We start from the raw sequence: 14,478 nt of genomic DNA, 5'->3' as shown, positions 1-14,478 counted from the left end.
GGCGGAGCACCGCTCATCCCCCAACGAACGGTGCTCCTGATGCCACTGACCATTTGACGGCCCGGTGCAGCGGCAGCTCTGAAATAAAGTGAAGCTCACTTCATTTCTTTGTTCTAGCGCACATTGCGATGTCTATCTGCAACATGCGTAAAATATTTCACACGGCGAAACTAAAGCCCGGCATGCTCTCCCTGCGAAACTCGTCGAAGGTCGCGGCAACCAAACGAATCAGTGGCTTGCCATCTTTCGTTGCAGTGATGACGCCATCGCGCACTTCGACCAATCCGTCAGCCACCAGCGGGCGCAGCAAAGCCATTTCATCGGAAAACTCGATGCCCGGTGCAGCGAGGTTAAGATCAACCCGGAAGTTGCACATGAGTGCCGTGATGATACTTGCCCGCAGTCTGTCGCTGTCGCGCATCGAATAGCCCCGCACAGTTGCAAGGCCACCTGTTACAACACGTTTGCTGTATTGGCCGACATCGGAAATGTTCTGCGTATAGCCAGCTGGGTATTGCGAAATCGATGAAGGTCCTAAGCCAATCAGTGTCTGGCACCGATCCGTTGTGTAGCCCTGAAAATTGCGGTGCAGCGTGCCGTTTTCGGCAGCAACGGCCAACGCATCATCAGGCAATGCGAAGTGATCGATGCCAACCGGCTGATAACCAAAACTAATGAAGCTTTCAGCAACTGTGCTTGCCTGCGCAAAACGTTCATCTGCATCGGGCAGAAGGCTTTCGTCGATCAGTTTTTGATTGGCGCGACGTTGCGGCAGATGCGCATAACCAAAGCAGGCGACACGATCCGGTTTCATTACAGCCACACGTTCACAGGTCTCGCGAAGACTTTCCACCGTCTGAAGTGGCAGACCGTAAATCAGGTCAAAGTTCAGTCGATCAATCCCGACTTCACGCAAAAGCATTGCAGCCCTTACAACAGTTTCTATCGGCTGAATGCGACCGATTGCCTTCTGAACATCGGCATTGACGTCCTGCACACCGAGGCTGGCACGATTGACGCCGATCAGGGCCAAAGTCTTGACCAGAATAGGATTAACCGTGCGTGGATCAAGTTCAATCGCGTGTTCCATATCTGGATGGAAATCGAACGACAGACGAAGTGCTGCCACGATGCGTTTGAACTGGTTTGCATGCAGGATAGAAGGGGTGCCCCCGCCCCAGTGTAAATGCACAACTTGCGGACGAGCCGTCAGGCTTGCACTTACAGTTTCGATCTCGCTTAAAAGCGCGATAACGAAGTTTTCTATTACGTCCTCACGAACAGCCATCTTAGAATGGCATCCGCAATAGTGACAAATCTCTTTGCAATACGGCACATGGATATAAAGCGAGACGCCTTCTTCCGGGCCGATCTGGCGCAACCAGCGGCGTGTGCTCTCAGGTGTGACCGGCGTAAAATCCGCAGCAGTAGGGAATGATGTGTAGCGTGGAACGGCCAGCGCCGCATAACGTCTTATCGCGGCTTCATGCATGATAATTCCAATCCTCGTTCCTGACGATCAGGCGAAAATCTCTCACCTTTACGTGCACTGGACGAAGATGGGCACTCTGCAGGGCAAGTCGGCATGATGCGGCAAGGAAGCCCGCATGCATAACAGCCGATATTGTAATTGTCAGCCACAACAAAACCCAATCCCTCATCAAAATAGAGCAACATTTGACTATGCTGCGTCCGTTTCCATGATCAGGTTTAGTGGGTGTTTCCGCAAAATACATTGATTTGAATCAACCAAATCAAAACAAATAAATTGCGGGTTAAATATTTTCCGGGTCCATACCCGCAACCGAGGCAAGCGAACGACGTGACAATATCTCGACGGTATTGGAATCGATCAACTGGATAAGTCCCTGTGTCTTCAACTTGGTAAAGCTGCGGCTGACCGTTTCGATCGTCAGGCCAAGATAATCAGCAATATCGGTGCGGTTCATCGACAAATGAACAAGATTGGGTTTGCCGCCGCGCTTTTCAGTACGCGCGGCCAGAACCAGAAGAAAACTTGCAAGCTTTTCCACCGGAGCAAGACGACCGAGCACAAGCTGATTATCGCGCGCCGTCCGCAGCGCTTCGCGCGTCATTTGGTAAAGACGCTCTTTGAGCTTGGGAAAGTTTTCCATCAGCCCATCCATTTCCTTTGCCGAAAAGGCGCAGAGAACGGAAGGTACGACAGCTTCTGCCGACTGCGAATAAACCTCGTCATCGGCTAGTCCAAGATAATCGCCCGGAACCAGAAATCCAGCAATCTGGCGACGTCCATCGGGGAGTGAGGTATAAATACGCAGCATGCCAGACGTCAGGCTGAAAACACGGCGCTTTGGATCCCCCTCTTCCACCAGCATTTCATTGGCATCAAGCTTTTTCGACGACATGATGGATTCAAGAGCATCAAGATCGCCGTCATCGAGTGCTGAACACACAGCCATGCGCCGTACATCACAATCCACGCAGACGCCACACGGCGCCCGATGAGAAGCTTTTTGGTCAAATATGAGAGGCGCAACAGCCACAATGAATTCCTAGAGCATATCCAGCAAAAGTGCGAAGCGGTTTTGCGTGAGATAATGCGATAAACAATTTGATAGAACGGTTCTTACGATTCCGTCTAATCAGGAACCGCTCTACGCAGGGGGATTAGGGCGTATGCTTGCCCTCCCCTAAAATAAGGGTGCGGGAGCAATAACGCAAAGCGCAATTTCGCCGCACGGCGAAATTGCGCTCAACAAAATCAATATTGTAACGGAAGCTTATCAGATATTGCGGCTGCCCGGCTTAATCGCTGGAATTGCAGCGAGATCCGGTGGCAAATTATCGGGCGAATAGGCTGGAACTTCATACTCAGCAAGCGAAATCAGCTTGGTGCCAACATCAGCCTTGCCAGCAGAACGATCCACGATACAAGCGGCAGCGACCACTTCGATGCCGATGTCCTTCATGCAATCGATGGTTTCGCGAATCGACAAGCCCGTGGTGACGATGTCTTCAACAATCACGACGCGTGAGCCTTTCGGCAAATCGAAACGGCGCAAACGGAAAGTACCGTCTTCACGCTCGACCCATACTGATGGCACACCGAGATGTCGCGAGGTTTCATAAGACGGGATAAGACCGCCAATTGCTGGACCGACAACATAGTTTATTGGACCGAGATCGGCAGCCTTGATCTTTTCCGCAAGCGCCTTGCAGAGTCTTTCCGTTTTGTCGGCATGCATGAACACGCGTGCCTTCTGCAAGAAAATCGGGCTGCGCAGGCCAGATGTCAGAATAAAATGGCCTTCAAGGATCGCTCCCGCTTCGCGGAAGACAGCAAGGACGTCTTCAGTTTTCATTTTGCCTTATCCGTTCACACGCTTTGCGTCACTGACGCCAACGCTTTCTTTCAATTGGGAAATGATGCGGTTGAGGTGCTTAAGATCCCATACTTCAACATCGATAATCATCTCTGTGAAATCGGGTGCGGTACGCACCATGGAAAGATTGTGAATATTGGTGTCATTTGCTGCAATGATCTGCGCAATTTCAGCCAAAGAACCGGGCGAATTGATCGTTGACACGGTTATCCGCGCCGGGAAGCGCTCGTGCATTCCCTCGTCAATATCCCAACGTACATCAATCCAGCGCTCAGGCTGATCGTCATAAGCAGTCAATGCAGGCGACTGGATAGGATAGATCGTAATGCCAGCACCCGGCTGCATAATACCAACGATGCGATCACCGGGAACGGCACCTTCTGGTGCAAAACGTACCGGCAAATCAGAATTGGTACCACGGATCGGCACGGCCTTACGCTTTGGTTTTTCACCGGAAGCGACAGGCTCAGGAGCGGCTTCAGAACCTTCCGGCACCTTGAAAATCATGCCAGCCGCGTTTTGAATATTAAACCAGCCCTTTTCACCAGTTTTTGCCGGGCTGTTCTGAGAGGTAACACGCGTATCCTGATAGTCAGGATAAACCGCCTTCACAACGTCGGTCGATGGCAGTTCGCCACGACCAACCGCTGCCAGAACATCCTCGACTTCTTTGCGCGCAAGACGAGGCAGGCTTGGCTTTAAAATATCCTTGCTGAAAGTCTTACCCGCACGCTCGAATGCGCGTTCAAGAATGCGCATGCCAAGGCCCGAATACTGCTTTCGAACTGCCGAGCGCGTAGCACGGCGAATAGCAGCGCGGGCCTTGCCTGTTGCCACAAGCGATTCCCATGCAGCAGGCGGCACCTGCGCTTTCGAGCGGATAATATCGACTTCATCGCCATTTTTAAGCTCTGTCATCAAAGGCATGATGCGGCCATTGACCTTGGCACCAACACAGCTGTCGCCAATATCGGTGTGCACCGCATAAGCAAAATCAATCGGTGTTGCCCCGCGCGGCAGCGCGATGAGACGCCCCTTGGGCGTAAAACAGAAAACCTGATCCTGAAACAGTTCGAGCTTGGTATGCTCAAGAAACTCTTCTGGATTGTCGCCTTCGGAGAGCTGCTCAATGGTTTGGCGCAACCACGCATAGGCGTTGGTTTCCGTTGAAATCTTGTGCGGATTGTTGGCGCTGCCACGATCTTTATAGACCGAGTGAGCCGCGACACCGAATTCAGCGATTTCATCCATCATGCGTGTGCGGATCTGCAATTCGATACGCTGACGTGATGGGCCAATGATGGTGGTATGCAGCGAACGATAATCGTTCTGCTTTGGGGTCGAAATATAATCTTTGAACCGCCCCGGAACCATGGACCAAGTGGTATGGATCAAGCCAAGCGCACGATAGCAATCCTGTGTGGAATCGACCATGACGCGGAAGCCGAAAATATCGGAAAGCTGCTCGAACGACAGGCCTTTGGTTTCCATCTTGCGGAAAACCGACCATGGCTTTTTCTGCCGGCTTTTGACACTGGCCTTGATGCCATTTTTCTGGAAAATTTCCGAAAGATCTTCTTCAATTTTTTGTAGAAGCCCGCGGTTCTTCTCTAAAAGCTCCGCAAGACGATCCGTGACTGCGCGCCAAGCATCGGGATTGATATAGCGAAAGGCAAGTTCTTCAAGCTCTTCACGCGTGTCCTGCATACCCATGCGACCAGCAAGCGGCGCATAGATGTCCATGGTTTCTTCAGCTATACGCAGGCGCTTGTCTTCGCGCATCACGCCAAGCGTGCGCATATTGTGCAGACGATCAGCAAGCTTCACCAGAAGCACGCGCACATCTTCGGAAATCGCCAGCAGCAACTTGCGCAGGTTTTCAGCCTGCACAGCCTTCTTGGAAACAAGGTCAAGCTTCTTGAGCTTGGTTAGCCCTTCAACGAGTTTGCCGATTTCAGGTCCGAAAAGCTGGTCGATTTCCTGACGCGTCGCAGTCGTGTCTTCAATCGTGTCATGCAGGAGCGCAATCGCAATGGTCGCTTCATCCAAATGCATGTCTGTGAGAATTGCCGCTACTTCAAGCGGATGGGAAAAATAAGGATCGCCGGATGCGCGTTTCTGGCTGCCGTGCTTCTGCATGGCATAAACATATGCCTTGTTGAGAAGCGCCTCGTTGACGTCAGGCTTGTATCGCTGAACACGCTCTACAAGCTCATATTGGCGCATCATCTACGCAAACTCCTTAACCGTCCTATATCAAGCAGCTAGTTTGACCGAAAATCGCTAATAAATATAATAATTCACGAACTTTCTGACCTGTTTTCTGCAAAGAGCCTTAATTTCACAACTCAGCCTTTCTCACATCCCCGAGAAAAGTCTGCAGCCTTGGTGCAACAGCCAGATAAAAACATGCGCCATAGCCTCGTCAGGCTACAGCGCATGCAAAATACGGTAGCCGTAAGGCTATTAGAAGTCGTCGTTCTTTTCCGGAGCGACCAGACCTTCGATACCAGCAAGCAGTTCTTCTTCGGACATGCTGTCGAAGGTAATCGCATCGTCTTCGGCTGCTTCAGCTATGCCTTCAGCAAGCGCATCGGATGCATCTGTGAGCTGAGCAGGCGCAGCCGCAGGTGCTTCTGGCTCATCAACTTCCACATGCTTCTGCAACGAATGGATCAAGTCTTCCTTGAGATCGTCAGGCGAAAGCGTTTCGTCAGCAATTTCACGCAGAGCAACAACAGGGTTTTTATCGTTGTCACGATCGATCGTGATCTGAGCACCCTGAGAAATCTGTCGGGCACGGTGACCGGCCAACAGAACCAGTTCAAAACGGTTCTCGACCTTATCTACGCAGTCCTCAACGGTGACGCGAGCCATGGGCGGTCCCTTTCATCTCTTAAACTTTAACGGAATTTTTCTTGCACATAACGCTTATGCGCCGAAATTACAAGCAAAAGCGCAAAAGGTAAACGACAGGGTTCTTAATTTCAGGCAAACTTACCACTGTTGTTTAGAGCGCATGTCGAACGCAGTGCAAGACATCAGTGATTCAGAGCGTTTCATGAGAGAACGATCAGATCAAAACACTTGATCAGACGGCTGGACCAGGGTCTATGGCGAATTAGGTTCAGGGCGTGGCGTGCGACGGATTTCGTTCCTGAACATAAGAGCAGGTCGCCATGGAGTGTGCCTCCACAAGGGCTGTTTGACGCATTCAGACAGGAACCCCACGGCGTCTCGAAGGGATATGGTCAAAACTGCCCAGCTTTGCGTCGCAAAACCTCAGTGCAGAACTCCCCCCTCGGTTTAGCTCCTAAATCTGTGTAATTTTCATCCGTACCACGATGCAAAACTAATCCCTTGCAGACCCTAAGCTATAATCTGTCTGACAAATACACGCTGTGCGTCAAATCGGAACAATAGATTTTAATCGATTATCCATTGCTATAGGCAAATATCTCGTATAAGCAATTAAGAACCATCAAATAACAACCATGAGTTGCTTGTTTTTCTATAATATCTCCGTAGAACGCAATAAACGTCATTGGTACTAAAATGAATACCCCCGCCGTTTAAGAAACAAATCTGAATACGCGGTCGCAGGCCCACTCCCTGTAGGTCGCAGAGTGGATATATTGCACGATGTTTGATTCTCGTGAAAAAATTGCGCTATTTATTGACGGTGCAAATTTATATGCAGCCTCTAAGACACTCGGTTTCGATATTGATTACCGTAAACTTTTGAAGGCCTTCCAGAAACGTGGTTATTTGCTCCGTGCATATTATTACACGGCTCTGGTTGAGGATCAGGAATATTCTTCAATCCGCCCATTGATCGATTGGCTCGATTACAACGGCTACAAGGTTGTCACCAAAGCTGCCAAGGAATTTACCGATTCCACAGGCCGTCGTAAGGTCAAGGGTAATATGGACATCGAACTCACCGTCGATGCCATGCAGTTAACCGACACTGTGGACCACTTTGTGATTTTCTCAGGCGATGGCGATTTCCGTTCGCTTGCAGAAGCATTGCAGCGCAAGGGCCGTAAGGTTTCCGTTGTTTCTACGCTGACAACACAACCAGCAATGATTTCCGATGAGTTGCGCCGTCAGGCCGATCATTTCATCGATCTTGTTTCGCTGAAGTCGGAAATTGGTCGCGATCCTTCCGAGCGCCCGCAGCAGCAGCGCCGTCAGGATGATGATCAAGACGACGATTATTGATTTAGAGCGCATCTTATTCGAAAGCCATTTCACGGTTTTCGGAATGCAGTCTGATCAGAACTATTGACGCGGGCAATTGTCCGGTTCATGCAAGGTGATGATTTCAGAACCTTCACCGAACTGTACAATTTGTCCGCGTTTGCATGCTTTTCTTCAAGAATGGCGGCGCAAAGAACCTGAATGGCACAATGCGCCGGTTTCTCCATTTCTGCCCGCATATGACGATGATGTTCGGCTTCTGATCGTTGGCCTTGCTCCCGGCCTGCGCGGTGCTAATCGCACCGGACGCCCTTTTACCGGCGATTATGCGGGCGAGCTTCTCTACAGCACCCTATGCGAATTTGGTTTTGCAACAGGTAATTTTGAAGCACGGCCCGATGACAGTCTGCGGCTTATAGATGCCGGTATTGTCAATGCGGTGCGCTGTGTGCCCCCCGAAAACAAACCGGTGGGCAGTGAAATCAACAATTGCCGTCAGTTTTTCAGCCCTCTGCTCACACATTTCAAAAATCTGCGAGCCGTTGTCACATTGGGTACGATTGCGCATCAGTCGACGGTTCGCGCGATGGGCGCGCCCGTATCTCGACATCCCTTTGGCCACTGCAAGGAAACCGAGATTGATCATTTGCGGATATTTTCGAGCTATCACTGCTCGCGCTACAACACCAATACGGGAAAGCTGACGGAGTCGATGTTCCGAGATGTTTTCAGAAATGTTCGCAGTTATCTCAATGAAAAGAGCGCTTAAAGCGCTCTTTTGTTATTATTTATCCACGATCGCGCAATAGACGTGACTTTTCACGGTTCCAGTCGCGCTGCTTTTCAGTCTCGCGCTTATCATGATTCTTTTTACCGCGCGCCACGCCAATTTCGAGTTTCGCCCGACCGCGATCATTGAAGTAAAGCTTCAATGGAACAACGGTCATGCCCTCTCGTGAGACAGAATTGAAAATTCGTCCCATTTCGCGGCGGCTTATCAAAAGCTTACGCAAGCGGCGCGGCTCATGATTGAAACGATTGCCCTGCGTATATTCCGGAATATAGGAATTGATCAGCCAGAATTCGCCATTCTCAAAGCTTGCATAGCTTTCAGCAATATTGGCCTGATTGGCGCGCAACGATTTCACTTCAGTACCGGTCAAAACAAGACCAGCCTCAAGCGTGTCGGTAATCTCAAAATTGTAGCGCGCTTTACGATTTTCAGCGATCATTTTGCGGGCAGGAGAATTTTTCGGCTTATTCATAATGGAACCATATAATGCGCATTGCCGGAAATGAAAACGCTCTCGCACGGGCGAGAGCGTAATAATGTCTCAATTACCCAAATCAGCAGTCTTAATTGACAAGTCCTGCGTGTTTCATGGCCTGATCGATCTTTTCAGCCGTCGCCGCTTCAACCGTCACCATCGGCGAACGCAGAACATTTTCGATGCGGCCCAGGCGCGACAGGGCGTATTTTGGACCTGAAGGATTAGGCTCTATGAACAGCGCCTTGTGCAATGGCATCAGGCGATCCTGCAATTCCAGTGCCTTTGAATAGTCACCTGCCTGACAGGCATCCTGAAACTCTGCGCAAAGACGCGGTGCGATGTTCGACGTTACCGAAATGCAGCCAACGCCTCCATGAGCATTGAAACCGAGGGCTGTTGCATCTTCGCCCGAGAGCTGGATAAAATCTTTGCCACACGTAATGCGCTGTTCGGAAACCCGTTCGATCTTGCCGGTCGCATCCTTGACGCCCACAATATTGTTGTGATCGCGAACAAGTGCACCCATGGTTTCAGGTGTCATATCAATAACCGAACGACCCGGAATGTTATAGACAATCAATGGAACAGAGATCGAGCGGGCGACGCGCGAAAAATGCTCGTAAAGGCCACGCTGGTTTGGCTTGTTGTAATAAGGCGTGACAACGAGAACGGCATCCGCACCAGCTTTTTCGGCGTGCTGTGCAAGCTCGATGGCTTCAACCGTGTTGTTGGAACCAGCACCAGCGATCACCGGCACGCGGCCAGCGGTCACTTCAATGCAAACCTCGATAACGCGTTTGTGCTCGTCATGGGACAGGGTTGGCGTTTCGCCTGTTGTACCGACAGGAACGAGCCCTTTGGTGCCCTCTTCAATCTGCCAGTTCACAAAGGCACGAAAGGCTTTCTCGTCGAACGCTCCTTCACTATCGAATGGCGTGACAAGTGCAGTAATCGAGCCTTTCAGCATCTGTGAACTCCTGAGAAATAAGTCGCAAGCCAGCAATACCACTCTGGCTATCAAATATGCCAGAATGCCTGCAAGGCGATGCACCATAATCTCGCAGCGCAAATCCGGCAAGCGGGGGAGAAGTGCAAATCAGCCTGCAAATGACAGTTTTACGAAAAAATTCGTCGCTTTTTCCTGCACTTCTTTCACCAAGGTCAACCCGCCTGTGCACAATTGATCATAAGGAAAAATATAACCTTTTATTAACCAATGCTTCATGCATCGCGATCATAGTCTTACGCAAATTATCCACTCACCAGATCAGGCTTAGAAAAGCCAGATTTGAACAATATTTTGCCCGAAATCAGGCACTCTATTCTCGTTAGATCATGGTTCAGAAAAATATAGATATGCCATTAATGCAAAGAGCACTCGTTTCGGGCGGGTTAATTATTGCTGCCTCGCTTTTTGCGGGACAGATAAGCGCTGCTTATGCGCAATCATCTTTACCAACCGACGTCCCAACGCCGCTGGTACGCCCCTTTGCGCCGACTTCTACGCATGAATCGCCAATCAATCTGGTAACGCCAAAAGCGCGCCCTGCAGCGCCGGATCCACTCATTACATCCTCATTTCGCCGCGTCGAAAACCCTGCTGTTATCAGTGGTACGTTGAAAAGTGGCCTTGATGCGCTCTATTCGCGAGACGTTACCGGTGCCATTGCATACCGCAACGGTATGACAAAAGGCTCGCTTGATCGCCAGATTCTGACATGGTCAATTGCCACATCCGGGATAAATGGCATCCCCAGCAGCGAAATATCGGCCGCTTCCTCTGAACTGCAAGGCTGGCCGGGTATGTCGGCACTGCGTCGTAATTCAGAACGCGCATTGTTCCGCGAAAACGCGCCTGCAGCAACGGTCATTTCTACATTCGGCACCACGCGACCACAGACAACCGAAGGTATGATCGCCCTCGCCCGCGCCTACATAGCCAGCGGACACAAAGCCAAAGCGCATCAGCTTCTGTCACCCTGGTGGGCAACCGAGCGCCTTTCCGCAGATGATGAAGCGCGTGTCCTGAAAGAATTCGGCAGCGTACTTACGCGTGATGATCACCAGCGCCGTCTTCTGCGTTCGCTTTATAATGATCGCATGCAATCTGCAAAGCTTCTAGCTGGTCCAGCGCAGGCGCAGTCGCTTTATAATGCCTTTGCAGCATTGGCACAGAAATCGCCAAACACCGCAAAGGCTATCGCCGATGTAGATCGTTCGTGGCACTCCAATCCGGCCTATATGTTCCTGCAAATCCGTTTTCTGCGACGGGCAGAGCGCTTCGATGAAGCAACAAACCTGATGCTCAAAGCGCCAAAAGATGCGTCATCGCTGCTTGATCCCGATGCATGGTGGGTAGAGCGTCGGATTCTCTCACGCGAGCTTCTTGACATTAACAAGCCTCAACTCGCCTACAGGCTTGCCGCAGCCCATGCCGCAGAATCACCGACCATGGCCGCAGAAGCGGAATTCCATGCCGGGTGGTATGCCTTGCGCGCGCTCAACCAGCCCAAGCTTGCCGCACCACATTTTGCAAAAATCGCGGAGATTTCTTCGCGTCCGATTTCTGCTTCCCGCGCCTATTACTGGCTGGGGCGTGCGGCGGATGCCGGTGCTGGCGGAGATGCAACGCACTATTATCGACGTTCTGCGCATTTCGGCACGACCTTCTATGGACAGCTTTCGGCGGCCAAGCTTCGCGAAAAGGCCCCGGAACTCGCCTATCCGCGACCAAGCGATGCAGAACGTGTGCGTTTCTCGGGTCGTCCAGCCGTGCAGGCAATCAAGCGTCTTGAAAAAATTGGTTACGGCAATCGCGCCAATGCCCTTTACATGCAGCTTTCACAGGAGCTGAACAGCGTTGGCGAACTGGCACTGCTGGCAGTGATGGCAGAGCGCAACGAGAACCATTATCTCGCCCTGCGGGTCGGCAAAACCGCCGCCTTCCGTGGGCTGGATGTTGGCGCACTCTCGCATCCGGTTGGGGCTATTCCGGCAAATGCCAATATCAGCGGCTCTGGTAAAGCTCTTGCCTATGCAATTGCGCGGCAGGAAAGCGAATTTAACATTGGCGCGGTTTCCAAAGCCGGTGCGCGTGGCCTACTGCAATTGATGCCAGCCACTGCAAAAAGCGTCGCTACACGCAATGGGATGAGCTATTCTGACCAGCGACTGACAACTGACGCGGCCTATAATGCAACGCTTGGTGCGCACTTCCTGGGCGAACAACTCGACCGATTCAATGGTTCTTATGTGCTGACTTTTGCAGGCTATAATGCTGGGCCCAGACGCGCGACTGAGTGGATGGAACGCTATGGTGATCCGCGCGGCAAGCCAATTGAAGAAGTGGTCGACTGGATAGAGCGCATCCCCTTTTCCGAAACACGCAACTATGTGCAGCGTGTGATGGAAAACTATGAGGTGTATAAAGCACGTCTCACCGGCAGCGCCGATATTCGCACAGACCTCATTGATGGCCGACGCTAAAGCGTGTTGCGTTTTATTGTATTCATACAACACGCTTTAACTTTTTGTTTTTACGCATGTCGTTATCGGATCGTAGCGGGATCAGAAATCAGTCCAGTGAAATGATTTCCCCGCGAAGGCAGTTCCCACTTTTCCGCGACATGCTTTAAGTCGGCCTTCAGCTATTTTTAAGCCTGTGTTTTTCTAGCGCGAGCGGGAGCTTTTGATTTTGCCCCTGCTTTCTTTGGCTTCGCACGTTTCTTGGGAGTGCTTCGCTCTTTCAATTCTACGAGCTTGATTGCTTGCCCGGTCCAGTTTTCACGCGTCACGCGCCCTGCAAAACCAATATGGCGCTCAATCCATGCGGACTGATCAAGATTCCACTGCGCAATCTGCGCATAATGGAAAACACCGAGCTTTTGCAGAATCACTTCAACCGATTTGCCGATACCATTGATAGCCGTCAGATCATCCGCTGCGCCTTGCAACGGAGCATCAAGAAGCTCGGGACGATGCGGATCTTCTACTTCTGTAATTGTGTCTTCTGGTGCGACCTCATCTACCGGCTCTGGATCAGCTTCCGACTCTTCAGTCCCCGCCGTTTTAACAGTCTCACCCACTTGTTTCGGCGAATTTTCGACCAGTTTTTTCTCTGGTTCTTCCACGGCGACGGCTTTCATCGGAGCCACGGATTCGGGCTTCTCATTCAGCACCGGCACTGAGAGAGCCGCCGCAATGATCGTATCTTCCTGAATTTTATCCGAGGCTTTTCGGCCTTTGATAAGGCGCCCTAAAATGCAGCCAATTACAAAGGCAACGGCAATCAAAATCGCCAGTTGAATGATCAACATCGGCATATAGGTTCCCTCATACTCTACGCATTTGCGCATAACCATAATGGCCACAGCAGCAAATCAAAAAACCCCGCACAAATTTATACCCCAGAACGAATCACACCGGCCTCATTTGCCAGCGGTAAGCCAACCAACTGCCAAGCCAATCACAGACGAAATCAGGAGCACTGGCCAAAACATAACCGCAAGATAAAGCATATAGAATCCGCCCAATATTCATTCTGTACCAATTGTCACCCCTACAGAAAGGCAGTGACAGCTCCGGTGTCAATCAGATGAGATAAAGAAACAGGGGATGATAGCGAATAAAACAAACAGAAATCAGGGTCTTGCAATATTTGAACCCGATAGCGCCAATCCATGCCCCAACGGCGCATTCAATGAAGCAGTCAGAGCATCAAAATCCTGATTACTCAGAGCGACGCCTTTAAGCGATAATCTGGCATCGGAAATTTCAATTTCCGCTTCCGACAATTTGCTGGCGAGATCAATAACGAAAAGAACACGTTCTTCGAATTCCGGCTGCGCGCCACGCGCAAGAGCCATCTCATCATCGACCAAACCGCTTGATACTGACGATTCGGTGGCAGTCATGATTACATCGCGCATGGAATTATCAGGAATAAAACCAGACAAAACGATACCCTCCCCGCTTTTTGTCAGTTTAAAAACAAATGGGCTTGCTGCCGGAAGAACTGTTGTCAGATCGAGAATGTCGCCAACGCCGTCAACATTGCGCAAAGCTAGGACTGCAGCTTGCTGCGATTGAGGATCTGGTGCCATTCCTTTAAGTACAACGCCGCGGCCATCAACGTCAAAACCGACCCAGCTGTAAGATGCAAGTGCCTGCGTTGAACGTGTCGAAATATCGGCTTCAACCCGATCTTCGCCGAACCATAGCGCCAATGCGGTCAGCGCCGCAGTCCATGTCACGCCTGGCCAGAACCACTTTAACATAAGCCAGTCACTCCGCTGAAAACTCTATTTCTATCCGAATAGAGAGCCCGCCAGTCCTAAAAAAGCAAGCGCCACGCAGCATTTAAGAACTAAACATAACAAAAAACCCGGCAGCTGAGCTGCCGGGTTTTTCTCAAACCAATCCGTTAGGATTAGAACGAACGCTGGAAGCGAACCATACCCTGCCAAGCGTCCTGGCCCTTGAGGATCGACTTGTCGTCGTTCCACTTGGTGTAGGAAACTTCTGGAGTAATGGTGAAGCCTGGAACCAGTTCGTAAGCTACGTTTGCAGTAGCTGCGAAGGTGTCAGCTTCTTCGTAAGCGAGCTGAAGGTTGAAGGTAGCCTTGTCGGTTGCCTTGAAC

13 protein-coding genes are annotated in these 14,478 nt (G+C 50.9%); 3 read left to right on the top strand and 10 right to left on the bottom strand.

Annotated features, from left to right (window positions below):
* Positions 1–157: 157 nt before the first annotated feature.
* The 5 genes from hemN to rpoZ form a co-directional block, all read right to left on the bottom strand.
* Positions 158–1,492, bottom strand: coding sequence for an oxygen-independent coproporphyrinogen III oxidase (hemN, locus tag CEV31_RS09510; protein ID WP_094506840.1), 1,335 nt, complete (start codon positions 1,490–1,492; stop codon positions 158–160).
* Between the two features lie 283 nt (positions 1,493–1,775).
* Positions 1,776–2,441: a helix-turn-helix domain-containing protein gene (locus CEV31_RS09505; RefSeq protein ID WP_235818068.1), complete on the bottom strand. Its 666-nt coding sequence runs from the start codon at positions 2,439–2,441 to the stop codon at positions 1,776–1,778.
* A gap of 324 nt (positions 2,442–2,765) precedes the next feature.
* The gene (gene pyrE / locus CEV31_RS09500) at positions 2,766–3,344 is read right to left on the bottom strand and encodes an orotate phosphoribosyltransferase (RefSeq protein ID WP_094506838.1); all 579 of its coding nucleotides are present in this window, start codon (positions 3,342–3,344) and stop codon (positions 2,766–2,768) included.
* A gap of 6 nt (positions 3,345–3,350) precedes the next feature.
* Entirely contained in the window at positions 3,351–5,594 is a 2,244-nt protein-coding gene (locus CEV31_RS09495; RefSeq protein WP_094506837.1) for a RelA/SpoT family protein, read from the bottom strand.
* Positions 5,595–5,831: 237 nt separating this feature from the next.
* Positions 5,832–6,242 (bottom strand): DNA-directed RNA polymerase subunit omega, encoded by a 411-nt coding sequence (rpoZ, locus tag CEV31_RS09490; protein ID WP_094506836.1) that lies wholly within the window; start codon positions 6,240–6,242, stop codon positions 5,832–5,834.
* 765 nt (positions 6,243–7,007) lie between these two features.
* Here rpoZ and CEV31_RS09485 point away from each other — a divergent pair.
* Both CEV31_RS09485 and CEV31_RS09480 read left to right on the top strand, forming a co-directional pair.
* Positions 7,008–7,589, top strand: coding sequence for a LabA-like NYN domain-containing protein (locus CEV31_RS09485; RefSeq protein WP_094506835.1), 582 nt, complete (start codon positions 7,008–7,010; stop codon positions 7,587–7,589).
* A gap of 97 nt (positions 7,590–7,686) precedes the next feature.
* A complete protein-coding gene (locus CEV31_RS09480; protein ID WP_094506834.1) occupies positions 7,687–8,337 on the top strand; it encodes a uracil-DNA glycosylase in 651 nt (216 codons plus the stop codon).
* A 19-nt stretch (positions 8,338–8,356) separates the two neighbouring features.
* Here CEV31_RS09480 and smpB read toward each other — a convergent pair whose 3' ends face one another.
* Together smpB and dapA are read right to left on the bottom strand one after the other, a co-directional pair.
* Complete coding sequence (gene smpB / locus CEV31_RS09475; protein ID WP_094506833.1) at positions 8,357–8,833, bottom strand: SsrA-binding protein SmpB; 477 nt, start codon at positions 8,831–8,833, stop codon at positions 8,357–8,359.
* Positions 8,834–8,924: 91 nt separating this feature from the next.
* The gene (gene dapA, locus CEV31_RS09470) at positions 8,925–9,806 is read right to left on the bottom strand and encodes a 4-hydroxy-tetrahydrodipicolinate synthase (RefSeq protein WP_094506832.1); all 882 of its coding nucleotides are present in this window, start codon (positions 9,804–9,806) and stop codon (positions 8,925–8,927) included.
* A gap of 398 nt (positions 9,807–10,204) precedes the next feature.
* Between dapA and CEV31_RS09465 the strand changes: the two genes are divergently transcribed.
* On the top strand, positions 10,205–12,325 hold the full coding sequence (locus tag CEV31_RS09465; RefSeq protein WP_094507290.1) for a lytic transglycosylase domain-containing protein: 2,121 nt from the start codon (positions 10,205–10,207) through the stop codon (positions 12,323–12,325).
* A 167-nt stretch (positions 12,326–12,492) separates the two neighbouring features.
* Here CEV31_RS09465 and CEV31_RS09460 read toward each other — a convergent pair whose 3' ends face one another.
* The 3 genes from CEV31_RS09460 to CEV31_RS09450 form a co-directional block, all read right to left on the bottom strand.
* A complete protein-coding gene (locus CEV31_RS09460; protein ID WP_094507289.1) occupies positions 12,493–13,161 on the bottom strand; it encodes a hypothetical protein in 669 nt (222 codons plus the stop codon).
* A gap of 318 nt (positions 13,162–13,479) precedes the next feature.
* Positions 13,480–14,115, bottom strand: coding sequence for a BON domain-containing protein (locus CEV31_RS09455; RefSeq protein WP_094506831.1), 636 nt, complete (start codon positions 14,113–14,115; stop codon positions 13,480–13,482).
* Between the two features lie 152 nt (positions 14,116–14,267).
* Positions 14,268–14,478: porin (locus CEV31_RS09450; RefSeq protein ID WP_210190909.1), on the bottom strand; the 211-nt coding region annotated here is incomplete at its 5' end.

Origin of the sequence: Brucella thiophenivorans, from assembly GCF_002252445.1 — a bacterium.
Taxonomy (GTDB): domain Bacteria; phylum Pseudomonadota; class Alphaproteobacteria; order Rhizobiales; family Rhizobiaceae; genus Brucella; species Brucella thiophenivorans.
Note: the sequence above shows the minus strand (reverse complement) of the source record. Positions and strands in the feature narration are given on the sequence as shown.